Source organism: Corynebacterium sp. p3-SID1194 (assembly GCF_025144155.1).
GTDB lineage: Bacteria > Actinomycetota > Actinomycetes > Mycobacteriales > Mycobacteriaceae > Corynebacterium.
Genome location: NZ_JALXWY010000002.1, coordinates 189155 through 216140, shown reverse-complemented (window position 1 = coordinate 216140; position 26986 = coordinate 189155). Strand labels below are relative to the sequence as shown.

At 64.9% G+C, this 26986-nt stretch carries 27 protein-coding genes; 22 read left to right on the top strand and 5 right to left on the bottom strand.

The features are described from left to right. Positions 1–6: 6 nt before the first annotated feature. Positions 7–705 (top strand): response regulator transcription factor, encoded by a 699-nt coding sequence (locus M3G19_RS03200; protein WP_259900402.1) that lies wholly within the window; start codon positions 7–9, stop codon positions 703–705. A gap of 13 nt (positions 706–718) precedes the next feature. Here M3G19_RS03200 and M3G19_RS03195 read toward each other — a convergent pair whose 3' ends face one another. Further along, on the bottom strand, positions 719–1585 hold the full coding sequence (locus tag M3G19_RS03195; RefSeq protein ID WP_210572846.1) for a hypothetical protein: 867 nt from the start codon (positions 1583–1585) through the stop codon (positions 719–721). A 34-nt stretch (positions 1586–1619) separates the two neighbouring features. Between M3G19_RS03195 and M3G19_RS03190 the strand changes: the two genes are divergently transcribed. From M3G19_RS03190 to M3G19_RS03170, 5 genes are all read left to right on the top strand, one after another. Then, on the top strand, positions 1620–2549 hold the full coding sequence (locus tag M3G19_RS03190) for a Ppx/GppA phosphatase family protein (protein ID WP_210572848.1): 930 nt from the start codon (positions 1620–1622) through the stop codon (positions 2547–2549). A gap of 12 nt (positions 2550–2561) precedes the next feature. Continuing rightward, on the top strand, positions 2562–3548 hold the full coding sequence (locus tag M3G19_RS03185; RefSeq protein ID WP_259900401.1) for a hypothetical protein: 987 nt from the start codon (positions 2562–2564) through the stop codon (positions 3546–3548). Positions 3549–3609: 61 nt separating this feature from the next. Beyond that, a complete protein-coding gene (proC, locus tag M3G19_RS03180) occupies positions 3610–4425 on the top strand; it encodes a pyrroline-5-carboxylate reductase (protein WP_259900400.1) in 816 nt (271 codons plus the stop codon). 238 nt (positions 4426–4663) lie between these two features. Then, on the top strand, positions 4664–4855 hold the full coding sequence (locus M3G19_RS03175) for a helix-turn-helix domain-containing protein (protein ID WP_076598083.1): 192 nt from the start codon (positions 4664–4666) through the stop codon (positions 4853–4855). Positions 4856–5260: 405 nt separating this feature from the next. Continuing rightward, entirely contained in the window at positions 5261–5362 is a 102-nt protein-coding gene (locus tag M3G19_RS03170) for a 30S ribosomal protein bS22 (protein WP_003855542.1), read from the top strand. Between the two features lie 68 nt (positions 5363–5430). Here M3G19_RS03170 and M3G19_RS03165 read toward each other — a convergent pair whose 3' ends face one another. Beyond that, positions 5431–6468: an HAD-IB family hydrolase gene (locus tag M3G19_RS03165; protein ID WP_259900399.1), complete on the bottom strand. Its 1038-nt coding sequence runs from the start codon at positions 6466–6468 to the stop codon at positions 5431–5433. 98 nt (positions 6469–6566) lie between these two features. Between M3G19_RS03165 and M3G19_RS03160 the strand changes: the two genes are divergently transcribed. The 11 genes from M3G19_RS03160 (at position 6567) to M3G19_RS03110 (ending at position 19817) form a co-directional block, all read left to right on the top strand. After that, positions 6567–6833, top strand: coding sequence for a glutaredoxin family protein (locus tag M3G19_RS03160; RefSeq protein WP_259900398.1), 267 nt, complete (start codon positions 6567–6569; stop codon positions 6831–6833). A gap of 118 nt (positions 6834–6951) precedes the next feature. Beyond that, the gene (locus M3G19_RS03155) at positions 6952–8343 is read left to right on the top strand and encodes a glutamyl-tRNA reductase (RefSeq protein WP_259900397.1); all 1392 of its coding nucleotides are present in this window, start codon (positions 6952–6954) and stop codon (positions 8341–8343) included. Between the two features lie 47 nt (positions 8344–8390). Further along, on the top strand, positions 8391–9269 hold the full coding sequence (gene hemC / locus M3G19_RS03150; protein WP_259900428.1) for a hydroxymethylbilane synthase: 879 nt from the start codon (positions 8391–8393) through the stop codon (positions 9267–9269). Between the two features lie 196 nt (positions 9270–9465). Then, positions 9466–11190, top strand: a complete 1725-nt coding sequence (locus M3G19_RS03145; RefSeq protein WP_259900427.1) for a bifunctional uroporphyrinogen-III C-methyltransferase/uroporphyrinogen-III synthase — start codon at positions 9466–9468, stop codon at positions 11188–11190. A 47-nt stretch (positions 11191–11237) separates the two neighbouring features. Next, a complete protein-coding gene (gene hemB / locus M3G19_RS03140) occupies positions 11238–12302 on the top strand; it encodes a porphobilinogen synthase (protein ID WP_259900396.1) in 1065 nt (354 codons plus the stop codon). Continuing rightward, on the top strand, positions 12299–12937 hold the full coding sequence (locus M3G19_RS03135) for a hypothetical protein (protein ID WP_259900395.1): 639 nt from the start codon (positions 12299–12301) through the stop codon (positions 12935–12937). Before hemB ends, M3G19_RS03135 begins: the two co-directional genes overlap by 4 nt. Before the next feature lie 23 nt (positions 12938–12960). After that, the gene (locus M3G19_RS03130) at positions 12961–13446 is read left to right on the top strand and encodes a hypothetical protein (protein WP_259900394.1); all 486 of its coding nucleotides are present in this window, start codon (positions 12961–12963) and stop codon (positions 13444–13446) included. Between the two features lie 100 nt (positions 13447–13546). Continuing rightward, entirely contained in the window at positions 13547–16498 is a 2952-nt protein-coding gene (locus tag M3G19_RS03125) for a cation-translocating P-type ATPase (protein ID WP_259900393.1), read from the top strand. Positions 16499–16531: 33 nt separating this feature from the next. Continuing rightward, positions 16532–17581 carry a uroporphyrinogen decarboxylase gene (gene hemE / locus M3G19_RS03120; RefSeq protein ID WP_259900392.1) on the top strand — a complete coding sequence of 350 codons (1050 nt, stop codon included), beginning with the start codon at positions 16532–16534 and terminating at the stop codon, positions 17579–17581. Then, positions 17581–18978 (top strand): protoporphyrinogen oxidase, encoded by a 1398-nt coding sequence (locus M3G19_RS03115; RefSeq protein ID WP_259900391.1) that lies wholly within the window; start codon positions 17581–17583, stop codon positions 18976–18978. Before hemE ends, M3G19_RS03115 begins: the two co-directional genes overlap by 1 nt. A 35-nt stretch (positions 18979–19013) precedes the next feature. Beyond that, positions 19014–19817, top strand: coding sequence for a DedA family protein (locus M3G19_RS03110; RefSeq protein WP_259900390.1), 804 nt, complete (start codon positions 19014–19016; stop codon positions 19815–19817). An 11-nt stretch (positions 19818–19828) separates the two neighbouring features. Here the strand turns inward: M3G19_RS03110 and M3G19_RS03105 are convergent, their stop codons facing one another. From M3G19_RS03105 to M3G19_RS03095, 3 genes are read right to left on the bottom strand one after another with little or no spacing between them, the layout of a single operon-like run. After that, on the bottom strand, positions 19829–20635 hold the full coding sequence (locus tag M3G19_RS03105) for a trimeric intracellular cation channel family protein (RefSeq protein WP_259900389.1): 807 nt from the start codon (positions 20633–20635) through the stop codon (positions 19829–19831). Positions 20636–20668: 33 nt separating this feature from the next. Next, positions 20669–20857, bottom strand: coding sequence for a hypothetical protein (locus M3G19_RS03100; RefSeq protein ID WP_259900388.1), 189 nt, complete (start codon positions 20855–20857; stop codon positions 20669–20671). A gap of 18 nt (positions 20858–20875) precedes the next feature. Further along, positions 20876–21754, bottom strand: a complete 879-nt coding sequence (locus tag M3G19_RS03095; protein WP_259900387.1) for a hypothetical protein — start codon at positions 21752–21754, stop codon at positions 20876–20878. Between the two features lie 81 nt (positions 21755–21835). Here M3G19_RS03095 and hemL point away from each other — a divergent pair, with 81 nt between their 5' ends. From hemL to M3G19_RS03070, 5 genes are read left to right on the top strand one after another with little or no spacing between them, the layout of a single operon-like run. After that, on the top strand, positions 21836–23176 hold the full coding sequence (hemL, locus tag M3G19_RS03090; protein WP_259900386.1) for a glutamate-1-semialdehyde 2,1-aminomutase: 1341 nt from the start codon (positions 21836–21838) through the stop codon (positions 23174–23176). A 27-nt stretch (positions 23177–23203) separates the two neighbouring features. Further along, on the top strand, positions 23204–23806 hold the full coding sequence (locus tag M3G19_RS03085) for a histidine phosphatase family protein (RefSeq protein ID WP_259900385.1): 603 nt from the start codon (positions 23204–23206) through the stop codon (positions 23804–23806). Next, the gene (locus M3G19_RS03080) at positions 23806–24411 is read left to right on the top strand and encodes a TlpA disulfide reductase family protein (protein WP_259900384.1); all 606 of its coding nucleotides are present in this window, start codon (positions 23806–23808) and stop codon (positions 24409–24411) included. Before M3G19_RS03085 ends, M3G19_RS03080 begins: the two co-directional genes overlap by 1 nt. Beyond that, positions 24412–25194: a cytochrome c biogenesis CcdA family protein gene (locus tag M3G19_RS03075; RefSeq protein WP_259900383.1), complete on the top strand. Its 783-nt coding sequence runs from the start codon at positions 24412–24414 to the stop codon at positions 25192–25194. A 33-nt stretch (positions 25195–25227) separates the two neighbouring features. Beyond that, positions 25228–26949: a cytochrome c biogenesis protein ResB gene (locus tag M3G19_RS03070; RefSeq protein WP_259900382.1), complete on the top strand. Its 1722-nt coding sequence runs from the start codon at positions 25228–25230 to the stop codon at positions 26947–26949. Positions 26950–26986: the final 37 nt, after the last annotated feature.

The window sequence follows — 26986 nt, the reverse complement described above, 5'->3', positions numbered from 1 at the left end:
CACGCAATGACAACGACCATCCTGATTGTTGAGGATGAGGAATCGCTGGCTGATCCGCTTGCTTACCTCCTGCAGAAGGAAGGTTTTGAGGCTCTCGTCGCTGCAGACGGGCAGACCGCTCTTTCTGACTTTGCCGCGAACGACATCGATCTCGTCCTGCTGGATTTGATGTTGCCGGGCATGTCGGGCACTGACGTGTGTAAGAAGCTGCGCGCGACGTCCGATGTGCCGATCATCATGGTCACGGCGCGCGACTCGGAGATCGATAAGGTCGTCGGGTTGGAGCTCGGCGCGGATGACTACGTGACCAAACCGTATTCGACCCGCGAGCTCATCGCCCGTATCCGCGCGGTGCTGCGCCGTCGCTCTGATGTCTCCGAGCCGGAGTCGAACACGACGTCGGAGAACGTGCTGGAGGGCGGCCGCGTCCGCCTCGACGTCGAGCGTCACACGGTCTTCGTCGACGAGACTCCGGTGCCGATGCCGCTCAAGGAATTCGACCTGCTCGAGTACCTGATGCGCAACGCCGGCCGCGTGCTCACCCGCGGTCAGCTCATTGACCGGATCTGGGGTTCGGACTACGTCGGCGACACGAAGACGCTCGACGTGCACGTGAAGCGTCTGCGCACGAAGATCGAGAAGGAGCCGTCCCGCCCGGAGCAGCTCATCACTGTCCGCGGCTTGGGCTACAAATTCGAGGCGTGATGCCGCGGCGGCATCACGAATGAGCGGAGCGCGTCGCCGGGTGCACGGATTTCGCGTCCGCGGGCAGACCGGCGCGAGCTTTGCAGTGCTTTTCGACGATCGCGTACGGCTTCTCACCGATCAACTGCACCAACTCGTCCCGCATTGACTGCCACACCGGCGTGCTGTGGCCGGAATGGCAGGCGGGGTCGTTGGTGCACCACCAGTCGAAGTCCTCGCCGCCGTCGCCCCATTGGCGCCGGTCGTATTCGCCGATGGTGGTGCGCAGGATCTCCTGGCCGTCGGAACGCTCTTGCCATTCGTCTTCGCGGGAGAACGGCACCTGCCAGCACACTTCCGGCTTCGAGCCGATGATATTGCGCCCTTCCGCCATCGCCCACTGGTGCAGCGCGCAGCCGGGGCCGGTGGGGTGGCCGTGGCGGTTGGCGAAGATGCACGCGCCGTCGACAAGCGTTGTCTTTAGTGACGGTTCTTCTTCGTCGTCGTCCCATTCCAGCCATGGCTCCAGTACGACCGGGTCGCCGGCGGCGAGATAGCTGTCCACGTCGTCGGGGCGCAGCTGCCAATATTTCGCGGGCATTTCAGCGACGGCGTTGTAGAGGTCGTCGCGGTCTGTCTCGTCGGACAAGTAGGCCCCGTGGATGCAGCAGCCGACGACGGGCAGGTCTTCCGAGATACCCCGGCATTGGGGGGTGCCGAAGCGGCACGACCACGTGGATTCGAGCCACGTCAGGTCGATGCTGAAGTAGTGGTGCGGATCGTCCGGGTGGGTGAATTCGAACCATTCACGCGGAAAATCCGGTGGTAATTCGTGGCCGGCGCGGATTGATTTACCGGCGGGGGAGTTCTTCGGAAACCCAAGAAACACAGGTTGATTCACACTGCACCACGGTAGACGGTCTAGGGTTGACCCTGTGCGACTAGGTGTATTGGACGTGGGCAGCAATACTGTCCACCTTGTGGCTGTAGATGCCCGCAGTGGTGGACGTCCGACCCCCATGAGCGACTGGAAGCAATCGCTTCGTCTCGTGGAGATGTTGGATGATGACGGCGCTATCGACGACAAAGGCGTCAAGAAGCTGACGGAGGCGGTGCAAGAGGCAGCCGATCTGGCTGACAACCTCAAGTGCGAGGAATTCCTCGCCTTTGCCACTTCCGCAGTCCGCTCGGCGGCGAATTCAGACGACGTGCTCAGCCACGTGGAGAAGAAGACGGGCGTGCGCCTGAAGGTCCTCTCCGGCGAGGATGAGGCGCGCTTGACCTTCCTCGCGGCGCGCCGTTGGTACGGCTGGTCCGCCGGCCGGATCACCAACCTGGATATCGGCGGCGGTTCGCTGGAGATCTCCACCGGTACTGACGAGGTTCCCGATGTCGCCGTGTCCCTCGATTTGGGCGCTGGCCGTCTCACGCACGAGTGGTTCGAGACGGACCCGCCGGAAAAGAAAATGGTCAACACGCTGCGCGACTACATTGACGCGGAGCTGTCCGCCGTCGCGGACGATTTCCTCGACCAGGGCGAAGCAGGCTTGGCCGTGGGCACTTCGAAGACGTTCCGCACGCTGGCGCGCCTGACTGGTTCGGCCCCGTCGTCGGCAGGTCCGTACGTCAAGCGCACGCTCACCGCGCCGGGTCTGCGCCAACTGATCGCCTTCATCACCCGCATGACGGCATCGGACCGCGCCGAGTTGGAGGGCGTCAGTTCGGATCGCTCCCACCAGATCGTGGCGGGGGCCCTCGTTGCGGAAGCAACGATGCGCGCACTTAATCTTGATAAGTTAGAAATCTGTCCGTGGGCTTTGCGCGAAGGCGTGATCCTCCGACAAATCGACAAAGGTCAGAATTAAGGAGACGACGAGATGGCTGATAAGCAACTGACCGTTGCCGAGCTGATGGCCCGGGCCCAGAAAGAAAACCCGGATGCCCAGCCTCGGCGCCGTCGTCGTCGCAGCCTCGATGAGGGCGGTGTCTCCGTCGCCGAGCTGACCGGTTCGATGAAGAAGGTCGAGGTCCGCCTGGCTGATGTCAAGCACTCCTCCGTCCCGATCGACGCCGAGCCCGCAAAGCCGGCGAAGCCCACCACTCCCACTCCGGAGACCGAGAAGCCCGCGCCGAAAGTGGAGAAGGTCACCAAGGTCGAGAAGGTCGCTCCGCAGCCCACGCCGAGCACCCCTGCGGCATCGTCGGTCAAGGTCGAGCCCGCCAAGCCTGCACAGCCGAAGCCGCAGCCCACGCCGAGCACTCCTGCGGCATCGTCGGTCAAGGTCGAGCCCGCCAAGCCTGCACAGCCGCAGCCGCAGGCAGAGCCGAAGCCGCAGCCGCAGCCAGAACCGAAGCTGAAGGACCCGACCCCGACCAGCAGCAGCTTCAAGGCCGTCGCGCCGCAGCCGTCGAAGACGGAGCAGACGGGCCCGATCACCCAAGTGGTGACGTTGGATGAGACGGGTGAGGGGGACGTCGATAAGCGTGCGTCCTTGGCTGAGCCCTCCGATGCGGAAGTCACGCAGGAAAGCCCGGTGGTGCGCGACGAGCATCTGCCGGAAGAGCCCGTGCGTGCGGATGAGGTGGCCGAGGACTACGAGGAAGACGCGAGCGTCAACCCGATTCTGCTCGTGCTGCTCGTGTTCGCGGGCCTGGTCGTCGGCGTGCTGATGTTCCTTGGCTTCCAGTACCTGTGGGAGTCTTTCAGCCCGATTCTCGTGGGGCTGCTGGCGGCCGCGGTCACGGGCGGTGTGGTGCTGCTCGTGCGCGCGATGAAGACGGGCCGCGATGCGCTGACGATGACGCTGGCCGCGATTGCGGGTGCCGCAATGACATTCGGCCCGGCGGCCGTGACGGTGCTTTAAGCCCGTCGGCGCTTCGCCCCACGGTGGCCTGCTGCGGGGCTACTGTGGCACCCTTGGGTGCATGAGCACCACAATCGCAGTTATCGGTGCCGGAAATATAGGGGAAGCCCTGATTTCCGGCCTTGTCAATTCCGGCGTCAACCCGGAGACCATCACGGCGACGAACCGCACGGAAGCGCGCCGCGAGGAGCTCACGCAGCGCTACGGCGTGATCACCACCGACGACAATGTCGAGGCGGTCACGGACGCGGAGGTGTGTTTCCTGTGCGTGAAGCCGTATGCGATCGCGGAGATGATCGAGGAATTGTCGGACGCGATCGCGGCGAATGACACGTCGACGGTCCTGGTGTCCATGGCGGCGGGCGTGACCCTCGATGCGATGTCGGAGGCGGTCTCGAGCGCAGGTACGCCGCTGGCGCGCGTCATGCCCAACACGCCGATGCAGGTGGGCAAGGGCGTGTGCGTCGTCTCCTTCGGTCGCTTCGTGGAAGAAGACCAGCGGGAGCTCGTCACGGATCTGCTGGGAGCTACCGGCGAGGTCGTCGTCGTTCCCGAGAAGCTTATCGATGCCGCATCTGCCATCTCCGGCTCCGGCCCCGCCTATTTCTTCATGATCGCGGAAGCACTTGTGGATTCGGCTGTCAGCCTTGGTTTGCCCCGTGAGACCGCCACGGCATTGGCGACTGCCACGGCTGAGGGTGCTGGTGCCATGCTTGCACACTCGGGCAAGACGCCGGTGGAGCTGCGCGCGAGCGTGAGTTCCCCGGCGGGCACCACGGTGGCGGCGATCCGCGAGCTGGAGGAGTCCGGCGTGCGCGGGGCGTTCTACCGCGCGACCGAAGCTGCGGCATCGCGCGCCGGAGAGATCGGCAAGTAGCAAGTAGTGCGACTCGCCGGAAAATTTTTCGGCGCGGTGCCCGAGAAGCTATTTGTGCTGGCAGTGCAATTAGCGACACCTGTGAGCCGAGAAAGAACTGTGAAGAAAGTTAAAGTTTTCCGGCTTTTGAGTCGCATGTGACACGGGTTTCACGCTAGGCTGTTCTCGGCACGTGCGTGTACGTCCTGTGGGAGGGGAAGCCTACAGCGCGCCACAGTGCTGGAGGTTGATTAAACACATGGCAAATGAAGATAAAGGCAAGTTCCTGACCGTGGCCGAAGTCGCGGAAATCATGCGCGTTTCCAAGATGACGGTGTACCGCCTCGTTCACTCCGGTGAATTGCCGGCAGTGCGCGTGGGTCGCTCGTTCCGCGTAAACGAGACGGCTGTCAGCGAATACCTCGAATCCTCCGTCTACGACGTGGGATAAGCCCGTTATTTAGGGCTCATTTGCGGCGGTCCGCGCCGATACCTGAATAATCGACCAGTCCTCGTGACGGCACTTTTTGAAAGTGCAGGTCACGAGGTTTTCCCAGGTTTAGCCTCGGGATGATTGGTTGATTTTTCACGGCATCGGGTGTGGGCCGCTGTTTTTGTGTGCCTTAAGGTGCGAACGGGGAGTCAGGATGGGCCAGATTTTTGGTTTCGCCCAGCGACGACGGTAGAATTTTCGCAGTATTCGTGCCGCGCACTGAACCACCCCGGGCAATTCGCCCGAGGCAGGATCGGTCCGAACCCGGGAGTGCACCCTGGGGCGCGCCGCTGAACACGATGTTTCAGCCGGCGGATGCGGTAGGGAACTGTACGTACGACAGACGAAAAGTGAGGAAACCTGATGGGTTCTGTGATCAAGAAGCGCCGCAAGCGTATGTCCAAGAAGAAGCACCGCAAGATGCTTCGCCGTACCCGCGTTCAGCGTCGTAAGCTGGGCAAGTAAACCACGCCCAGAATAAAAGCGCCCGAGCTACTCCCTTTAAACCGGGGAGAAGGATCGGGCGCTTTTTCTTATCGTTTGGAACGGCGGCGCCAGAAGAACGCGCCAGCGGCGCCAGTGGCGAGTCCCGCGGGCAGCACCCAGCTGAACAGCAGACGGCGAACGGGGCGGTAGTCGCGGATGAGCCAGCCGTGCTTTTCGGCGTGCTTGCGCAGCTTGCTGTCCGGGTTGATCGCCACCGGCGTGCCCACCATGGAGAGCATGGGAATGTCGTTGGCGGAATCGGAATAAGCGGTGCACTCGGCCAGATCGAGGCCTTGAATGGCAGCGAGTGCCGCCACAGCGTGGGCCTTGCCGGGGCCGTGGAGGATGTCACCGACGAGACGGCCGGTGAATTTCCCGTCCTTTTCTTCGGCGACGGTGCCCAGCGCACCGGTAAAGCCCATCCGCACGGCGAGGAACTGGCCGATCTGCACTGGGGTGGCGGAGACGAGCCAGACCTGTTCGCCGGCGGCGATGTGCATTCCGGCGAGCTCCCGGGTGCCGGCGTACGTGCGGTCGATCAGGCGGTCGTCGACGATGTCGCTGCACATTTCCTTCAGCGCGTCGACTTCCTGGCCTTTGACGAAGTTGAGCGCCATTTCGCGGCCTGAGCCCATGGCATCAGGCAGCTCCGAACCGAAGACGCGGTACTGGACCTGCGCGACGAGGTATGGGAAGATCTCGCCCAAGCTCAAGAATTTGCGGCGGAACAACTCGAAGCCGAGCAGGATCAGCGAGGAACCCTGGATCAGGGTGTTGTCCACATCGAAGAAGGCGGCGGCGCTCGTGTGCTGCGGAATGTCGGGGTCCGGCGGGGTCAGCCGCATGCCGCCGGCATTCGCCGCGGCGCCGGACACAGAATCGACGCCCGTGGCGAACTGCTCGATGCCGATCCCGAAGGTCTCCTGGATCGCTGCTTCGGCGGCGGCTTCACCGGCGGCGCGCTGGTGGTCGTCGTCGATAGGCGGTAGCGCAGTTTCCTCGATGAAGCGGCGCAGATTGCCCCGTGAAATGGACCATTGAGCGAGGTAATCGCGGCCGGGGAGGGAACCGTTGTCGGGGCTCACGGCGGGGTGGTCTCCTTTGGAAGGGGGTGCGGGACAGGTAGCCTGATTAACCATCGTAAGCCTTCGCAGATGCGCATCGACGAGAAGGAGCCCCATATATGTCACGCGGCGATACAGAACCCCAGTTGGTGGAAGTGATGGTCCGACAGACCTGCGGTTCATGCGCGCGCGTGGTGGGGCAGATCACCCCTGTCGTGAGTGCCGCCGGGGCACGGCTGGTGACGGTAGACGTGGACACCGATGACGAACTCGCGCTCGAGTACGGCGACCGGGTGCCGGTGATCGTTGTCGACGGCGAGGAATTCGCCTGTTGGGAAGTGGATAATGACGAGCTTGCCGCGGAGCTGGAAGCACACCGCGGGTGACCCCGGAACGGCTGGGCGTTTGTGACCTGGTTGGATGCCGGGGGTAGTCTTTGGGTTGACTTGTGGCACGGTGCCTTTGCGCCGGATGCCCCAGTGAGCTGGTCTGGAGGAAGTTTTCGTGAGTGTTCTCGTGGTGGGCATGTCCCATCGCTCGGCGCCCGTTGCGCTGCTGGAGCGGCTGAGCATGGACGACGCCGTGCAGAACGAGGCCGGCGAGGTTTTCACGCAGCAGCCGAGCCTGTCTGAGGCGATGATCATCTCCACGTGCAACCGGCTCGAGGTGTACGCGGTCACGAATGCCTTTCACACGGGAGTCAACGACGTGCTGCGCGTGCTGGAGCGCTTCTCCGGCGTGGACGTCGCTGAGCTGCGCGGCTACCTGTACGTCCGCTACGCCGATGCCGCCGCCGAGCACCTCATGCGGGTCGCTTCCGGCCTGGACTCCATGGTGGTCGGGGAGCAGCAGATCATCGGGCAGGTGCGCGCTGCTTACCAAGATGCGGCGGAGCGCGGCACGATCGGCCCGGCGCTTCATGCGCTGGCGCAGTCGGCGCTGCACACCGGCAAGCGCATCCACACCGAGACGGCGATCGACGATGCCGGGGCGTCCATGGTGACCTTCGCACTCGATGAGGCGATGAAGGCGATGGGCGCGGATACCCTCGAGGGGAAAACGGCGCTCGTGCTCGGCGCAGGCGCGATGTCGTCGCTCGCGGCGACGAACCTGGGTAAGCGTGGCGTGAGCCGGCTCATCCTGGCTAACCGCACACGCTCCCGCGCGGAGCGCCTCGCTGAGCACGCGCGCGAGGCAGGCGTGGCCGCGGAGGTGGTCGATTTCTCGGCGCGGGCGGGCGCGTTGTCGCGCGTGGATATCGCTGTCTCCGCCACGGCGAGCGACGGTTTCACGCTCACGGCTGAAGACATTTCAGGTCCGACGACACTGGTGGACTTGTCGCTGCCACGCGATATCGACGACGCGGTGGAGAATCTGGACGGCGTCACCTTGATCAATATCGAGGCTTTGCACGCGAAGCTCGCAGACGGCGATGTCAATCCGGGCTCGACGGAGGAAGGCAGCGTAGCGCGCCGCCGCGCGGAGGAGATCGTCGCGCAGGAGATCGCCAATTTCAGCGGCGAGCAGCGAGTGCGCGATGTCGCGCCGATGGTCAAGCAGCTGCGCGTCAATGCGTCGCAGACCGCGAAGGCGGAGCTGGATCGGTTGCGCTCGCGTTTGCCGCAGCTCGACGAGGACGAATTCGAAGAGGTCTCCCGCACGGTCAAGCGCGTGGTGGACAAGCTCCTTCACCAGCCGACAGTGAAGATCAAGGAGCTCGCGGCGTCGCCCGATGAGGTCAGCTACGAGATCGCCATCGAGGAATTATTCGGGCTCACCGGCGGCAAAGACACGACGACAGGGTTAGCCGGAGGCGACGCGACCGGTATCAAGTCCGCGGGCAGATTCGAGAAGAATTCGCTGTCCGGGTTCTGCGAGAAAGGAAACGAGCAGTGACGAACGCGAACGAGACCACGGTTGAGAAAGACAACGCTGGGCAGCGGATATTGCGCGTGGCCACGCGTGGTTCCAAGCTCGCGCAGACCCAAGCGGGGCACATGCGCGATGCGCTTATCGACGCCGGGTACCCCGCCGAGCTCACCATCGTCACCACCGCGGGTGATCTGAGCCAGGCGCCGGTGGAGCGCATCGGTGTCGGTGTGTTCACCACGGCGATCCGACAGGCGGTATTCGATAACGAGGCGGACGTGGCCGTCCACTCGTTCAAGGACTTGCCGACGGCGGATGAGCCGCGCACGCACCTGGTGATTCCGGCACGCGAGGATCGTCGTGAAGCGTTGATTGCTCGCGACGGGATGACGCTTGCGGACCTGCCGGAGGGTGCGAAGGTGGGCACGTCTGCGCCGCGGCGTATTTCCCAGCTCAAGGCGATGCGCCCGGACCTGGATATCCACCCGTTGCGCGGCAATATCGATTCGCGCATGGGACGTGTCACCAGCGGTGAGCTCGACGCAGTGGTGTTGGCCTTCGCGGGTCTGACCCGAGTGGGACTGGGCGGAAAAGCCACGCAGGTCTTCGACCCGGCAGAGTTCATGCCGGCGCCAGCCCAGGGTGCGTTGGCTGTGGAGTGCAGGGCAGACGACGAGTACGCGAGGGCGGCCGTCGATAAGCTTGTCAGTGCTCAGGACACGAAATGCGCGATGGCCGAGCGGACGGTGCTCGCTGAGCTCGAGGCGGGCTGCACAGCGCCGGTCGCTTCGAGTGCGACGATCGATAGGGAGCTGATCACCCTGCGTGGCGGCGTATTCGCGTTGGACGGTTCCGCGCAGCTCGTCGAGGAAGCAACGGGCACCGACCCGGTCGAGCTCGGCCGCGAGGTGGCGAAAAAGCTTTTCGACGGTGGCGCGGCCCGCTTCCTCTAAACGCCGTTTCCCGCGGTAATTTCTTGAAATCGCGCTACTAAATTAAGGTGTAGTTACCATACGCCGTCAGCGCCGCTTCCCATCTGGTCCCCCTTGCGTGTTTCCGGGGGTCTCAAGCAGGCGCGATGCGCACCTTTGTAAGTAAGAATTGTCGCGATCTGCCTAGAAAAGATTTGAGTCAATGACGAGTGCTGCCATGCCGCTTTCCGCGGACGAAAACGCGTCTGCAACCTCTGTGGAGGTGAACGTGCCGAAGGGGAAAGTGATTTTCGTCGGTGCAGGTCCGGGCAACCCGGATTTGCTCACTATTCGCGCCCGCGAAGTTCTCGAGCGCAATGCCGTCGCAGTGGTCGACCCGGACGTCTCCGCCGGTGTGCGGGAGGTCGTCGGTGCCGGCCTGCCCGTGCCGGAAGACAAGCGGAAGGCCGCGGAGAAGGCCTACGAGGAAATGTGCGCGAAGGCGAAGGAAGCGGGAGCCCGACGCAAGCCGCCGCGCCCGGCGGGCCCGACGGCCGCGGAACTCAGCGATGCCGCGCCGCAGGGCGAAGGCATTGTCGCCCCGCTGGAAACCGCGCTGGGTGAGGCAGCTGCCGCCATCGACCGCGGGGAAGCGGGCGACGGCGATGTGATCCGCCTCGTGGCGGGCAACCCGCTGACCCGCAACGCGATCATGGAGGAGATCTCCGCCGTGGCCGCCGCCGGCCTGGAATTCCAGGTCGTGCCGGGCATGTCCCTGCCGTCGACTGTCCCGTCTTTCGCTGGCATCGGTCTCGGTTCCACGTACACCGAAGCCGACCTGGGCAATGAGCCGGTGGACTGGGACGGCCTGGCTGCCGCTCCGCAGCCGCTGGTTCTCCAGGGCGAGGCCCGCCACCTGCCGGTCATCGCCGATGAGCTCACCGCGCGCGGATATGCGCCGTCGACGCCGTTGACCGTCACTGTCAACGGCACGACGCGCCTGCAGCGCACATTCGACGCGACGCTGGGGACAGTGGGCAAGCTCGACGCGGACCTGGACGGCACTCTCGTGGTCACCATCGGCACCGCCGTGGACGACCGCTCGAAGTACTCCTGGTGGGAGAACCGCCCGCTGTACGGCTGGCGCGTGCTCGTCCCGCGTGCAAAGGAGCAGGCGGGGCCGATGAATGCCCGCCTGACCTCCTACGGCGCGATCCCGCAATCCGTGCCGACGATCTCGATGGAAGCCCCGCGCAACCCGGCCCAGATGGACCGTGCGATCAAGGGCATCGTCGAGGGCCGCTACCAGTGGATCGTGTTCACGTCCGTCAACGGCGTGAATGCCGTGTGGGACAAATTCGAGGAGCTGGGCTTGGACGCGCGCTCGTTCGCGGGCGTGCACCTCGCGGCAGTGGGCGGCAAGACCGCCGACGCGATCCGCGCCCGCGGCATGTTCCCGGAGCTGCTCCCGCACCGCACGAAGCAGAACGCACAGGGGCTCGTGGATGTCTTCCCGGAGTACGTCGAGGAGATCGACCCGGTGGGACGCGTGCTGCTGCCGCGCGCCGATATCGGCACCGATGTGCTTGTCGACGGCCTGCTGGAGAAGGGCTGGGAGGTCGACGACGTGGTCGCCTACCGCACTGTCCGTGCCGCGCCGCCCGCACCGGAAGTGCGCGACATGATCAAGACCGGCGGCTTTGACGCCGTCTGCTTCACCTCGGCATCCACGGTGAAGAACCTCGTGGGTATCGCGGGCAAGCCGCACGCGCGCACGATCATCGCGTGCATCGGCCCGATGGCCGCGGCGGAGGCGAAGGAGCAGGGGCTGCGTGTCGATGTCGTGCCCGAGGTCGCTGACGTGCCCTCGCTTGTCGACGCTTTGGCCGAGCATGTCGCCGGACTCCGCGCCGCCGGCCAGCTGCCGCCGCCGCGTAAGAAGCGTCGCTCGCGCCGTTCCTAAAACTGCATTCGGGCAGCCATTTTTGCCTGCACCCCGAAGTTCCTAATATGGGGTGCGTGTCTGATTCAGCTTTGAACCCCCAGAATGCTGGTCCCGTGCGTCGTCCGCGCCGACTGCGCCGCAGCCCCGTGATCCGCGCGATGGTCGCCGAGACCCAGCTGCACCCGACGGATTTCATCCTGCCGCTGTTCATCGCCGACGATTTGGGCGAACACGGCGAGCGCCGTGAGATCCCCTCGATGCCGGGCGTGTACCAGCACAGCATGGACTCCCTGGTGGAGATCTGCCGCGAAGCAGTCGACCTCGGCGTCCCGTGCGTGGACCTGTTCGGTGTGCCGCTCGACGAGGACAAGGACGCGGAAGGCTCCCAGGCCTGGGCTGCTGACGGCATTTTGAACCGTGCCCTTGCCCGCCTGCGCGCAGAATTCGGCGAGGACCTGCTGATCATGGCCGACACCTGCCTGGACGAATTCACCGACCACGGCCACTGCGGCGTCGTTGTCACCGACGCCCACGGCAACGATGTGGTGGATAACGACTCCACGCTGCCGCTCTACGCCAAGATGGCGGTCTCGCAGGCGGAAGCCGGCGCGCACATTGTCAGCCCCTCGGGAATGATGGACGGCCAGATCGAGGTCATCCGTGAAGCACTCGATAGCGCTGGATTCCAGGACGTGGCCATCATGGCCTATTCCGCGAAATACGCTTCGGCCTTCTTCGGGCCGTTCCGCGATGCCGTCGGCTCGTCTCTCGTCGGCGACCGCCGCACCTACCAGCAGGACCCGGCGAATATTCGCGAGTCCCTGCTCGAGGTGGAACTCGACCTTGCGGAAGGCACGGACTTCGTCATGGTCAAGCCCGCCCTGCCGTACCTGGACGTGCTGGCCAAGATCGCGGAGATGTCCCCTGTGCCAGTGGCGGCCTACCAGGTATCCGGCGAGTACGCGATGATCCAAGCCGCCGGCGCCAACGGGTGGACTGACCGCGATGCCACCATGATGGAGGCGCTCATGTCCATCAAGCGCGCTGGTGCCGACCAGATCTTCACCTACTTCGCCCTCGACGCGGCACGCATTCTCACTGGCCGCGAGGACAAGGCGGGGCAGCGATGACCGTTCCTAATCCCGGAATGATGCCGGTGGGAAATGCGGGGGACGACGGGGCGTCGACAAGCGGAAAGCGTGACGCGCACGACCCGCACAAACCCCCGGAGGCCGTGCGCTACCTGCTTCTTGCGTGGGCGGTCATGATCGGCGCCGAGCTTGTGCATCAACTCTTCGGCGTGGCCATGGCGCTGCTTGATCCGACGGCGCTGATGGAATCCGCGCGCGAGGCGAATAAGACCGTCGGTGGCGCGGAAGCCGTGAGCGACGGCCAAGTCAAGCTGATCGTCTACATCGCGATCGTGTTGATGGGGCTGTTCGCGCTCGCCGTTGTTTTGCTGCTTGCGCTGGCGCTGAAAGCGATCGCGCGGCGGAAGAAATGGGCCCAGAATGCCGCCATGCTGCTGATGGTGTTCTCCGGCTTTTTCCTGCTGCGCATGATCACCGTCTTTCTCGTCGTCGGCGCGCATACCGACGGGATTCCTACTGCGGTGGTGGCGCTTGACGGCATCATCCAGATCATCGCCGGTGTCGCCGGAATCTGCGGCCTCATCTTCGCCCAGCAGGACGAAGCCAAGAAGTGGATTGCCAAGCAAGATGCTAAAGGCGGACGCGGCCATCATAATGATTCCAGTCCTGTTTGAACCTGATCGGAAGTCACACGACCATGGCCGGAATGTTCCCCACGATGCTCAGCCACCCGGACGACGCCAACCGTCGCAGCTCTGCCGGGCAGGCTGGCGATGAATGGCCGCGGCCGCTACAGATCGGCTTCTACCTGATCTGCGCCGCGGCTGTACTCATGTTGCTCAGCGCAATGACCTTGCTCAGCCAGGGCCTTCCCGACGGGATCGACGAATCCCTGCGCGGGTATTTCATGACCAATATGCGCGTCGCTGCTTTCGGCAACATCATCTTGGCCGTGCTGCTGGTCTCCGCCGCGTCATTCTTCCGCCAGGGCAGCCGTTCCGCGCGCCGCTGGGCCAGCGTGTTCATCGGCTTGGCGCTCTTTCTCAACCTGGCCGCATTTTTGACGAAGGTTCTCTCGCTCTGGGCGGCCATGTCCATCGTCATTGTGCTGGCTTTCGGCCTGTTCTTCACCTTCCGGCCGGACTCCAACGCGTTCGTGGATAAGATGAGCCCGCGATTTTAATGTCGCTCTGCGAGCCTGCAACGCGGGGTTGGGGAGCGAACAGTATTGACCGACTAAAGACCAATTGTTCATGGCCGAGCACGGAAAGGGGTGAGACGACATGGCACATAGCGAAGACGACATCCGCGACCCGGACACCAGCGGATATTTAGGCAAGGAATCGATCCGCCAGACAGCGGAAAATGCCGAAATTGCGGCGAATACCAGCACGATCGGCCCAGGCTCGGACAGCTCCGACCGCGATGAGGAGTGCAACACCGACGGTTCCGAAAACTCCGACGACTCAGACAACGCCGATAACGCCGAGACTTCCGGCGACGGGGAGCAGGACAACGCTGAAGAGAGCGGGGACTCCGCTACTGCCGATGACTCGGACGCGGCGTCTGCCCCGGCGGAGCCGGAGGAAGCGACCGGCAACTATGAAGTCGCTGAAGGGATCGATTCCGCCGATTCATCGGAGTCGAGCGCGCTGGGCCGCTCCATCGAGGACGCACACGAGGCCGCGCGCAAGGCGGGCTTCGCCATCGGCGACGAGCCGGACAGCACGGACCACTCTGGGTGGGCGGCTGTCGGTATCGGTGACCTGCCCGACCGCCCGCACGTCTCCTACTCCTTCCTGCTCGAGGACCTTCCTGATGTTCCGGATGTGAACGAAGTCGAAGAAGCGGTGGAGGAACTCGACGGAGTCCAGTGCCGCATCGTCTACCCCAGTTCCACCGCGTGGGTGACGGCGCCGGACACGATGAGCCCCATGGTGATCCTGGAGGCCTTCGCCGCCCAAGGAATCTCGGCGACGATGTCGGAAACGTCCCTGCTGCGTTACGCGGCGCGGGCGCAGACAGCCGAGCACCATACCCGCCGCAAGCCGGTAAAGGACATGCCCAGCCGCATGCGCCGGCGCCGCCGCCTGGCCGCCCGCTCGATGGATAAGGCGCGCCGGGCAGGGTACGGCCAGCCCCGGCAGGAGCACAAGCACGACGACGTGCTGTACACCGCCCGCGACCTGGTCACCCCGGCGCGCATGTGGTTGGCGCTGGTGCTCACCATTCCGGTGCTGGTGATGGCGTATTTCGAGCCGGCGCAATTCGACGGCTGGCAGTGGGTGTCGCTGGCGTTGGCCACCCCGGTGGTCACGTGGTGCGCGTTGCCGTTCCACCGCGCGATGCTAGGCGGTGTGCGGCGCGGCATCGCGGCGCTTGACGGCGCGAGTTCGACCGCGGCGATCATCGCGTATGTGTGGTCTGCCGCCGTCATCGCATTCGCTCCGACGGGCCACCGCGGCTGGCATTCCACATTCTCCTGGTTCGCTTTCGCGCCGGGCACGGCCGATGGTCCGGAACTCTTTCTCGACGTCGCCTGCGGCATCACGACGCTGCTGCTCATCGGGCGGCGGTACTCGATCCGCGCGCGCAGATTGCTTATCGACGAACTCACCGACGCCACTGTCTCTCCCGACACTGAGTACACGCGCATTAGCAAAAAGCGCGGCGGCGCGGACTGTGCCGAGGAGATGATCCCGGTCGCGGAGATCAACCGCGGCGATGACATTGTCGTGCACGCGGGGGAGACCATCCCGGTGGACGGCAAGATCATGGGCGGCCGTGCACTGTTGCAGCCGGGCTTGATCGACATGCACGAGCCGATGGACGTCAAGGTTGGTTCGGTCGTTTACTCCGGCTCGGTGATCCGCGAGGGCGAGATCAAGGTTCGCGCGCAGCGCACCGGCCACGCCACCCGTTGGCAGGCAGTGCACCACTGGCTGACCGATGTGGAGCGCCGCCAGCGCCACGCGTCCGTGCAGTACGCCCGTGCCGCGGCACTGCTTTTGCCGGTGGCGATGACGGTGGCGTTCTTCAGCTTTATCTTGTGGGGCCTGATCGCCCGGGATTACAACGCCGCGTTGCGCACCGCTTTGGCGGTGCTGTCTGGTGTCGCCCCGCCGGCGCTCGCCCTGTCGCCGGCTCTGGCGCTGCGTTTGGGCGTGGAATCGGCCGCACGTCACGGCATTCTCGTACGCGACGGCGAGACGCTGCGAGCCCTGGAAGACGTGGACACAGTCGTGTTCAATCGCGTGGGCACGCTGGCGGAACCGAAGATGTTCATCGAATCCGTCACGGCGTTGGAGGGGGAGAGCGAGGAAATGGTGCTGCGCATCGCCGGTGCGCTGTCCATGGAGTCATCCCACCCGGCGTCCCGCGCTTTGGTGCACGGGGCGCGTGAAGCTCGCTCCCAGTCGGATGACGACCCACATATGCCTGTTCGCTACGAACTGGTGAGCATGGACCAGCACCCCAGCGGCGACATGACGGGCAGGATCTCGATGATCTATGTCGACGAGGAAGGCCATGAGACTGCCACCCAGGTGGATGCGCAGCTGTGGCGTCCGGTGAACTTGTCCAACCTGCACGGTGCTCTGGCGGTGGCGGCCACATCCGGCGGCACCCCGGTGGTGGTGAGTTGGAGGGGAAAGAACCGTGGAGTGATCACGCTGTTCGATCCGTTCAAGGATGACGCCGATGCTGCTGTCATGGCCCTGGAATCACGCGGTCTGGAGACGGTGATGCTCACACGCGACACGTATCCCGTCGCGCGCCGCTACGCCGATTACCTGGGTGTGTCCACGGTGCTGGCCGGCATCATGCACGACCGCAAGCCGGGCGCGATCCGCAATCTCCGCGCCGGCGGTGCGCGCGTGGCCGCGGTCGGCGACAACACCATTACGGAAGCGCTGCGGGCGGCGAATGTCAGTTTGATGTACGCCACCGCCGACGATATTGAGACCGGTCAGCAGCGCCGCCGCAAGCTGTCTGCGGTCCTGTTGCGCAACGACGTCATGGCGGTGCCGCAGTTGATCGTTCACGCGCAGCGCGTCGGCGCGATCATCGACAGGAACCAGATTCTGGCGTGGAGTTACAACATCGCGGTGCTCGTTGCCGCGGTGGCCGGTGTGATCCCGCCGATCGTTGCGACGGTGCTCATGCTCGGTGCCTCCTTGCTCATCGAAGTGCTGTCGATGCGTGCGCGACGTTTCCCCCGGATCAACCGGTTGTGACACCTGTGGCACCGATGGGCCACAATGGACTGCATGACCCGACGTGAGCTGAATCAAGCCCCCATTGTGGAGGCCGCTTATGGCCGCACGCCGTCGCGAACCCCGGTGTGGTTCATGCGGCAGGCTGGCCGTTCCCTACCGGAATACCGTAAGGCCCGCGAAGGCATCGCCATGCTGGACTCGTGCTTCATGCCGGAGCTGCTCGCGGAGATCACGCTGCAGCCGGTGCGCCGCCACGATGTGGATGCGGCGATTCTGTTCTCCGATATCGTCGTGCCGCTCAAGGCTGCCGGCGTGGACGTGGAGATCGTGCCGGGCCGCGGCCCGGTGATGGGCACACCCATCCGTACGAAGGAGGATGTAGCCAACCTGCCGGTCCTCGACCACGAGGTCGATGAGGTCGCCCAGGGCATCAGCCACATTCTCGACGAGCTGAACGACCCCCAGGCGCTCATCGGCTTCGTCGGCGCGCCGTTCACATTGGCCAGCTACCTCGTCGAGGGCGGGCCGAGCAAGAACCACGAGAAGACCAAAGCCATGATGCACGGCGACCCGGACACGTGGCACGAGCTGATGCGCCGCCTGGTTCCCACCATCACGGCTTTCTTGCGCACCCAGGTCACCGCGGGCATCGACGCGATGCAGCTCTTCGATTCCTGGGCTGGCTTCCTCACCGAGGCCGATTACCGCCGCCACGTGCTGCCGTATTCCACGGAGATCCTGGAGACGGTCGCGGGCGAGATCCCGCGCATTCACTTCGGCGTGTCCACGGGCGAGCTGCTCGGCGCCATGTCGGAGGCAGGGAGCGAGGTCATGGGCGTCGATTGGCGTGTTCCGCTCGACCGCGCCGCGGAGCGTTTCGCCTCGCCGCGCGTGCTGCAGGGAAACCTCGATCCGGCGATGCTCTTCGCCGGTGCGGACGTCGTCCGTGAGGAGGTCGCGCGGATCAAGGCCGAGGCCACTCGCGCGATCGAGGCTGGCACCGCCACGGGCCATATCTTCAACCTCGGCCACGGCGTGCTGCCCACCACTGATGCTGAGGCCATCACCGAAGCTGTGCGCATTATTCACGAGGAGAGCTAATGAAAATCGCCATTATCGGCGCAGGACTCGCTGGACTCACCGCCGCCTACGAACTCCGCGGTACGGATGCGAAGGTCGACGTCTACGAAGCCACCGACCGGATCGGTGGCAAGCTGCACACCGTCGCCTTCGAGGGCGGACCGACGGACATGGGCGCCGAAGCGTTCATGGCGCGGCGCCAAGACGCAGTGGATTTCTTCACCGAGCTCGGCCTGAAAGATTCGCTCGTGGAGCCGTCCGGCCTGCGTTCACTCGTGTGGGTCGACGGGCAAGCGCGCCAGCTTCCCACCGCCGGAATCATGGGAATCCCGGGGCGCTCGGAGAGCGTCGCGCATCTCGTGTCCGACGAAACAGCGAAGCTTATCGACGAAGAATCCTCCCGCCCCGGCTTCACCTGGCCCGCGGAAGGTGACCTGAATGTCGGCGCGCTAGTGCGTGAGCGCTACGGCGACGAGGTGGTGGACAATATCGTGTCTGCGCTGCTCGGCGGAGTGTATTCCTGCACAGCCGACGATCTTGGCGTGCGTGCGACGATCCCGCAGCTGGCCGCTGAATTCGACCGCCTCGCTGCCAAATCGGAGGACCGCACCGTCCACCTGTCCACCGCGGTGCAGAACTTGGAAGAACAGCAGGCCCGAAAGCGTAAGGAGCTGCCCACCGGCCACGGTGCCGTGTTCAACGCCTTCCGCGACGGCTATCAGGAGGTCTACGAGGCCCTGGCGGAGAAATCCGGTGCGGATATCTACATCGACGCGTTCATCTCCGCGATCGACCGGGTCGAAACTGGCTTCCGCCTCAAAGGCGGCCAGGACACCGTCTACGACCACGTGATCCTCGCGGTCCCGGCACCGACGGCAGCTCTCTTGCTCAAGCAGGTCGCACCGGAGGTATCCACGACGCTGTCTGGAGTGAAGCTAGCTAATTCCGTCGTGGTGGGCATGCGCTTTGCCACCGACGAAGGCCTGCCGGAAAACTCCGGGGTCCTCGTGGCCACAGGTGCCGGGGACGTGAAAACCAAGGCGTTCACCTTCTCGTCGCGCAAGTGGCCGCACCTTGCAGAGCGCGGCGGCGCGCTCGTCCGGGCGAGCTTCGGACGCTTCGGCGACGACATCGCCATCCGCGCCGATGAGGACGACCTCGTTGATTGGGCACTCGACGACCTTGCCACCATCACCGGTTTCGACGGCCGCGAAGCAGGACTGGAGGAAATCTACGTCCAGCGCTGGTTCGGCGGTCTCCCACGCTTCGATGAGGAGCATGTGCAGGTGGTGGCGGACGTCGATAAGCAGCTTGCTGATGTCGACGGAATCTCCGCCACCGGTGCCTGGGCCGGTGGAGTCGGCGTGCCCGCGGTGATCGCGCACGCGCGCAAGGTGGCGCAGGCGCTGGCGCGCTGACACTTCGCGGCATCGACGCGGTAGGTTAATGAACCATGTCGTCGACCAGCAACGAAGAACACCAGCCGATACCGGGACACGAACCAGCTGATCAGCCAGCGGATCAGCCTGCAAATCAGCCCACCGGCGGTGAGCCTGCCGCCAACGAAGCGGAACGCGAATGGTGGGAAGAACCCGGCATGCCGTGGAATTCCAAGCCCACCAAAGAGGACTACTGGTGCCTGGGCTGGTTCGGCTTCGTCGGCATCTTCGGCCTGGCGCTGATCCCGCTGCGCGCGTGGCTACTGGGCCTGGAGCCGCCGATCCTGCTGGCGCTGACCGGCTCCCGCATCGGCGCCGCGTCCACGGGTGCGCTCGCCTCGATCGGGGAGGCCTCAGGCTGGATCTGGTACGTGCTCATTGGCTCGCTCATGGCGATCAAATTCGACTGGGTTTACTGGTGGGCCGGCAAGCTCTGGGGCCGCGGCATGCTCGACGTGCAGGCGGAGAATTCCCCGCGCATGGGCAAGAATATCGACCGGGTTGAACGCTGGTTCCACAAACTCGGCTGGCTGGCCATCTTCCTCGCCTACCTGCCCATTCCGCTGCCGATCAAATTCGTCGTGCTCGTTCTCACCGGGGCGACGGGCATGTCGTGGCAGAAGATGCTCCTCCTCGACTTTTTGTCCAAGGCCGCGTGGACGCTGCTGTACTTCTGGCTCGGTTGGATGATCGGCGACCCCGTCGTCTACGTGCTCGAACAGTACGCGAAGGTGGCCAACTGGATCGCGATCGGCCTGCTGATCTTCGTCTTCATCGGCATCTTCCGCCGCCAGTCGAAGAACGAGTCGAAGGCCTAGCCGGGGTCGCGCTACCGGCTCGCGGCGGTGGGAGAGGTGCCGGCGCGTTCGAGGACCTCGTCGTGGAGATAGATGCGGATGAGGTTCAGGACGTCTTCGTCCTTGGCGCCGGCGATCGCGTCCGCAATATTCGTCACCGAGTCATCGGGGGACATGTTCAACTCGGCGGCGATGCGGCGGTCGAGGGAGCGTTCGGTACGTGTCGGCTGGTGGGCGCGGGCGGTGCTGACCCAGTAGACGGTCATGGACAGCACTGAGGCGGCAACCGAAGAAATCAGCATGCCGACCCACGCTTTGACCCCGAAGTGCGTGAAGCCTAGCGTCATCGCGCCGGCGAGCAGCGAAGGGAAGACGAGCATCTTCTGCGAAGTGAAAAGTGCCGGGATCTTGCCCAGCACCACGTCGCGGACGAGCGCGCCGCCTGTGGAGGTGATCACGGCGAGCAGGAGAGCGGCGATCCACGACAGATCGTTGACGATCGCGTGGGTCGCGCCCACCACCGACCAGACGCCGACAGTGACCACGTCGAGGTAGAAGCGGACTTGGTCCCACAGCGCGCCCTCAATCTGGATGAAAAAGGCGATCGCGGCGCCAATGACCGCGATGATGAGATACCAGGGGGATTGGAGGGCGGCAGCCGGACCGTTGCTGAGCAAGCAGTCGCGGATGAGGCCGCCGGCGAGGGAAGAGATCAAGGCGATGAAGCCGAAACCGACCACATCGAAGTTCATGTTCTTGGCCACAGACCCGCCGACCATCGCGGCGAGTAGGACACCGGTGTATTCGAGGATGTAATAAAAAGTGCCGAAGTCATTCACCCCGGCGATCCTAAAAGACCGCCGGGGACCTAGCTACAGATGCAGCTGGACCTGCCGTGCACCGTCCTGGGCGCTCGTTGCGTAGATCGTGGGCACAGGGAAACCGTCGGAACGTGTGGCGTCCCCCGCGGCAGCTGCGATGGAGTGAGCACGGTCGGAGGGGCAGAGGGCGACGAGCAGGTAATCACCCCAGGACGCACCGAGCCGCAAGGCTGTATCCATGTGCAGGGGACTCTCTTTCTAGTTGTCGGAAGTGATGGCCCGCACCGACCACCCCACCTCGAGCGCCCCGCCGGGGTCGAGGACGGCGAGGTCCTCGCCGGTGTTCAGTGCATTCGGGGGAGCGGTCATCGGCTCCACTGCCAGGTGCCGCTGCGGCGAGGTGAACAGCTGGGTCCACGGCAGATTGGGGGTGGCTTCGAGCTCAACGCCAGTGCCGGAGGCGTCGATAAGCCGGGCGAGGTGGGGGCGGTAGAGGGGGTCGTAGCCGGCGTCGTCAAGCAGTGTGCCCCGCATGGGGATGGGGCTGTGCGGCCAGGGCTCGCGGGCCCCGGCGGGAATGAGGCGCTCGTTCACCGGCTGACGCTCGGCGATGGTGTGGTGCAGGGTGCATGCGTCGAGGGGTGCGCCTTGCGCATCCAGGTAGGTGTGCACGCCGAGCGCGCATGGCGCGGGTTCGTCGGCGAGGTTCACCGCGGTCATGGCCGCCTCAAGCCCGGAATCGGTGAGCGCGTAGTGCACGCTGAGCTCGATCGGCCACGGCCAGCCCGGCTCGGGTCCGAGCACGGAGCGCAAGACAGCGGCATCGGGGGAGTGTTCGACGATGCCGAAGATCCGCCGCACGGTGAAGCCGTGGATCGCATGTCCGCGCGCGGGTTCGGTGGCGGCGAGTTCGTGGCGCCGCCCGCGGAACGTGAAGGCGGCATCGGCCACGCGGTTCGGCCATGGCGCGAGAATGATGTTGGCGGCTTGCGGCGGGTGAGTGCCCTGCGCGAACGAGCGCAGCAGCGGGCGGCCGTCGACGGTCAGTTCGCGGACCGCGGCGCTGGAGGTTGAGATGACAGCGCGAACACCGCCGCGCGCGAGTGCGACTTCGGGGACAGCGGGCTTCGTGCTCATGTCCCTCATTATCTTTCGGCCCGCGGCCAGTCCGCACATCAGCCTGCCGGGCGCCTCAACCTCTGTCCTAGAATCGACGGCATGACTTCTCACGATTCGAACCAGCCAACGTCTGCCACGTCCCAGAACACCGCCCGCTCGGCCGAGTTGTTCGAGCGCGCGAAGACGGTCACGCCCGGCGGCGTGAATTCGCCGGTGCGCGGCTTCGGTTCCGTGGGCGGGCAGACGCGTTTCATCAAAGAAGCGCACGGCTCGACGCTTATCGACGTCGACGGCAACTCCTATGTCGACCTCGTCGGCTCCTGGGGCCCGATGATCCACGGCAACACTCACCCCCAGATCGTGGAGGCGGTGGAAAAAGCCCTGAAGGACGGCTTGTCCTTCGGCACCCCGACTGAGGCGGAGGTTCGCCTGGCGGAGCTGATCGTGGACCGCACCAGTGTGGAGCAGGTGCGCATGGTCAATTCGGGTACGGAGGCCACGATGAGCGCGGTGCGTCTGGCCCGCGGGTACACGGGCCGGTCGAAGATCCTGAAATTCGAGGGCTGCTACCACGGCCACGTCGATTCTCTGCTGGCGTCCGCCGGATCCGGTGTGGCGACATTCGCTCTGCCCGACACCCCGGGCGTCACCGGCGCGCAGGCCGGCGACACGATCGTCGTGCCCTATAACGACCTGGATGCCGTGCGCGAGGCATTCGCCGCGCACCCGGGCGAGATCGCTGCGATCATCACAGAGGCAGCCGCGGGCAATATGGGCACCGTCGCGCCGGTCGACGGCTTCAACCAGGGGCTCAAGGACATCGCGCACGCCGACGGCGCACTGCTGATCATCGACGAGGTCATGACAGGCTTCCGCACCTCCTACCGCGGGTGGTTCGGTGTCGACGGTGTCGCCGGTGACCTGACCACCTTCGGCAAGGTCGTCTCCGGCGGTCTTCCGGCGGCGGCTTTCGGCGGGCGTAAGGAGATCATGGAGAAGCTCGCCCCGACCGGCCCCGTCTACCAGGCCGGCACGTTGTCGGGGAATCCGGTGGCGATGGCGGCGGGTGAGGCGTCGTTAAGCATTGCCTCCGAGGAGATCTACCCGCAGCTGGGCGCCAACGCCGACCGCCTGGCGGACATGCTGCACGCAGCGCTCGACCGCGCGGGCGTCGCGCACAACCTGCAGCGCGCCGCGACGATGCTGTCGGTCCGTTTCGCCGAGGGGCAGGGCCGCAATTTTGCCGACATGAAGGCCGCGGACACGTTCCGTTACGCCCCGTTCTTCCACGCGCTTCTCGACGCCGGAGTGTACGCCGCCCCCAGCGCCTTCGAGACCTGGTTTGTGTCCACCGCCTTGACCGATGCAGACTTTGAGAAGATCGAACAGGCGCTGCAGACCGCAGCAGCCGCAGCGGCCGCGGCCACGCCGGACGCATAAACAACTCCGGCGGAGAGGAGCGAACCTATGGCGGAAACCGTCGTGCACCTCGTGCGCCACGGGGAAGTCCACAACCCGGGCAAGATCTTGTACGGGCGGTTGCCGGGCTTCCATCTGAGCTCCCGCGGGCGCTCCATGGCGGCGCGCACCGCGACGACCTTCAAAGGCCGCGATGTGACGTACCTGGCGGCATCCCCGATGGAGCGCGTGCAGGAAACCGCCGCGCCGATCGCCGAGGTGACCGGCCTGGAGATTCAGACCGACCCCGACCTGATCGAGGCCGGCAACACCTTCGAGGGCCTGCGCACCAAGGGCTTTCCGTCGCAGCTGATGAATCCGATTCGCTGGCGGCACATGACCAACCCGTTTCAACCGAGCTGGGGTGAGCCGTACACGGAGATCCTCGAGCGTATGCAGCGTGCTATTGCCGCGGCCCGCACCGAGGCCGAGGGACACGAGGCGATTTTGGTGTCCCACCAGCTGCCCATCGTGATGGTGCAGCGCTGGGCCGCCGGCAAGAAACCGGCGCACGTCTCGCGCACGTGCGACCTAGCCAGCGTCACCTCATTGACCTTCGACGGCGACACGCTGACTGGCTGGACCTACGATGAACCGGCGAGGGATATCTGATGCGTTCGACAAAAGCATTTTCTGTTCTCGCGGCGGGGGCGGTGGCGCTGTCGTCGCTTGCTGCCTGCGCGACCACGAATTCGAGTGAGACCTTCTCTTTCCACTCGCCTGGCGGCCAGGTGGAGATCTTCTACGACGAAGATGAGCGTGCCCCGCTGGAGGATTTCTCCGGTGAATCGCTGATGGAGCCCGGCAAAGAAATCTCCCTGTCGGATTTCGACGGCCAGATCGTCGTGCTCAACGCCTGGGGCCAGTGGTGCGCGCCGTGCCGCGCGGAGGTCGACGACTTGGAAGAGGCACAGCAGCATCTCGCTGACACTGGTGACGGTGGCACACCATCTGGCACTGTGCTGGGCATCAATGTGCGCGACTACCAGCCGGAGATCGCCCGGGACTTCGTTACCGACAACGGCGTGACCTACCCGTCGATCTACGACCCGCCGTTCCGCACCGCCGGTGCGCTCGGTGGCATCCCCACCTCGGTGATCCCCACGACCGTGATCCTGGACAAGCAGCACCGCCCGGCGGCGGTGTTTTTGCGCGAGATCTCCGCCGATGACATCATTCAGGTCACCGACCGCCTGGCGGCCGAGGCAGAGGCGTAGATGGGACAGACATTCGCTGATCTCGCCACCTCCGGCCCGCTGCTGCTGGGAATCCTCGCGGCGGCGCTCGCCGGCCTGGTGTCCTTCGCCTCGCCATGCGTGATCCCGCTCGTGCCGGGCTATATGTCGTATCTCACCGGCATCGTCGGTGGGGAAGTGACGCTGGACCGCGGCGAGCTGGCCGTGGGGCGCAAGCGCAAATGGGCAGTGGTTGGCGCTGCCAGCCTGTTCATCCTCGGTTTCACCGTGGTCTTCTTGCTGGCCACCGTCACGGTCTTTGGGGCGATCAGCCTGATCAGGCTCAATGAGGAAACACTCATGCGCGCCGGCGGTGTGATTACCATCCTCATGGGCCTGGTGTTCATGGGCAGCGTGCCCATGCTGCAGCGTGATACCCGAATGCAGCCGAAGAAGTGGGCGACATGGATCGGCGCGCCGTTGCTCGGCGGGGTCTTCGCGTTGGGCTGGACCCCGTGCTTGGGGCCCACGCTCGGCGCGGTGGTCTCCGTGTCGGTGGGCACCGAGGGGTTCACTGCCGTGCGCGGCATCATCCTGGTCGTCGCGTACTGCCTCGGGCTGGGAATTCCGTTCCTGCTCATGGCGCTCGGCTCTGCGCATGCGGTGGAGGCCATCGGTTTCCTGCGCAAGCACTCGCGTACTATCCAGATCATCGGCGGAGTGGCCATGATCGCCGTCGGCGTGCTGCTGCTCACCGGGGCGTGGAACAACTTCATCGGTTGGACCCGCCAATGGGTGGACGGCTACGGCACGACCTTGCTGTAGTTGTAGTGGACCTGAAAATGATTCGGAAACGACATGCTTAACACCGCGACGAACTGGGCGAAGAAACTCTGGCACTGGTTGACCAGCATGCGCACAGCGCTGGTGCTGCTGTTTTTGCTCGCCCTCATCGCTGTGCCGGGCGCTCTGCTTCCGCAGCGTGAAATCAGCGAGGGCCAGGTCAACGAGTACCTAGACGCCAATCCAGTCATGGGCAAGATCTACGACAAGCTCATGCTTTTCGACGTCTTCTCGTCCCCCATCTTCGTCGCCCTTTTGACCCTGCTGATCATCTCCCTGATCGGCTGCATCATTCCGCGCTCAATCGACCACTACAAGGCGTATAACGCGAAGCCGACCCGCGCACCGAAATACCTGCACCGCATGCCGCACCACGGCGCCGGCGAGGTGGACATGACCGTGGACGAGGCCACCGCGCGCGCCGAGCGCACCCTGCACAAGTGGCGCGTCGCCCGCTACGAGCCCACAGACGACCGCGCCGGGGCACTGTCCCTGTCCGCCGAGCGCGGTTACGCTCGCGAGCTGGCAAATCTGCTTTTTCACATCGCCATCGTGGCGCTCATCGCGATCTTCGCCTACGGCCGCATGGTCTTCTACGAAGGCCAGGTCATCGTGGTGACCAACTCTGAATCCGAATACGCGGTGCCCGTGGAGCAGTCGCGCGAATTCTGCAATACGTCGCCCGCCAACTTCGACACCTTCCGCGCCGGCCCGCTTTTCGACGGCACCGGCCTTACCCCCTTCTGCTTCATCTCCCAGGACTTCACCGCGGAGTACCTGCAAAACGGCCAGGCCGATTCCTTCGGATCCCGCGTCTCGTATGCCGAGGGCGAGGACATGGCCACCGACCCAGAGACGTGGGAGGACTACACCCTGGCGGTGAATCACCCGCTGCGCATCGGCGGCGACCGCGTGTACTTGCAGGGCCACGGCTTCGCCCCGCAGATCACCGTCACCTGGCCCGACGGGGAGTCCCGCACGCAGATGGTGCAGTACCGCCCGACGGATCTGACCTTCTTCCTGTCCAACGGCGTGATGCGCTTCGACCCGCCGGCCGGCATGTACCCAGACCTGGGGGAGCGCCGCCAGCACCAGCTGGCGATCGAGGGCGTGTTCGCCCCGACCGCCCAGTGGACGGGCCCGAACGGCGATATGCTGCAGTCCGCCTTCCCGTCCATGGACGACCCGGCTGTCTCCCTCGACGTCTACGCCGGCGATGCCGGCTTGGACACCGGTCGTCCGCAGAATTTCTTCGCGCTCGACCAGACCCTTATTGCCAACGGCCAGCTCGAGCGCGCCGACCGCATCCAGCTCGCGGCCGGGGAGGAAGCGCAGGTGCCCACGGGCAAGAAGACCCCGGACGGCGAAGACGAAGTGGTCACCATCCGTTTTGACGGCGCCGCCGAATACGCCAACTACCAGATCTCCCGCGATCCGACGCAGTTCTGGGCGCTGGTGGCCACCACGGTCATGCTCGGTGCTCTCGTCGGCTCCCTGCTGATCAAGCGCCGCCGCATCTGGGTCCGCTTCACACCTGTCGGTGACGGGAAGACCCGGGTGGAGCTCGCGGGCCTGGCCCGCACCGACCGTGCCGGCTGGGGCAGCGAATTCGACGATGTCGTCGAGGAGATTCTCCGCGGCCCCGCCGAAGGCAGTCATGTTGGTGAGGATGTGGACGGCACCGACGGAGCCCATGACGGCGATGATGACGACGATGACGGCGAGGAGTGGCACTAGACACTCAGCGGCAGTCGGATTCGCGGTGGTTGCGCCC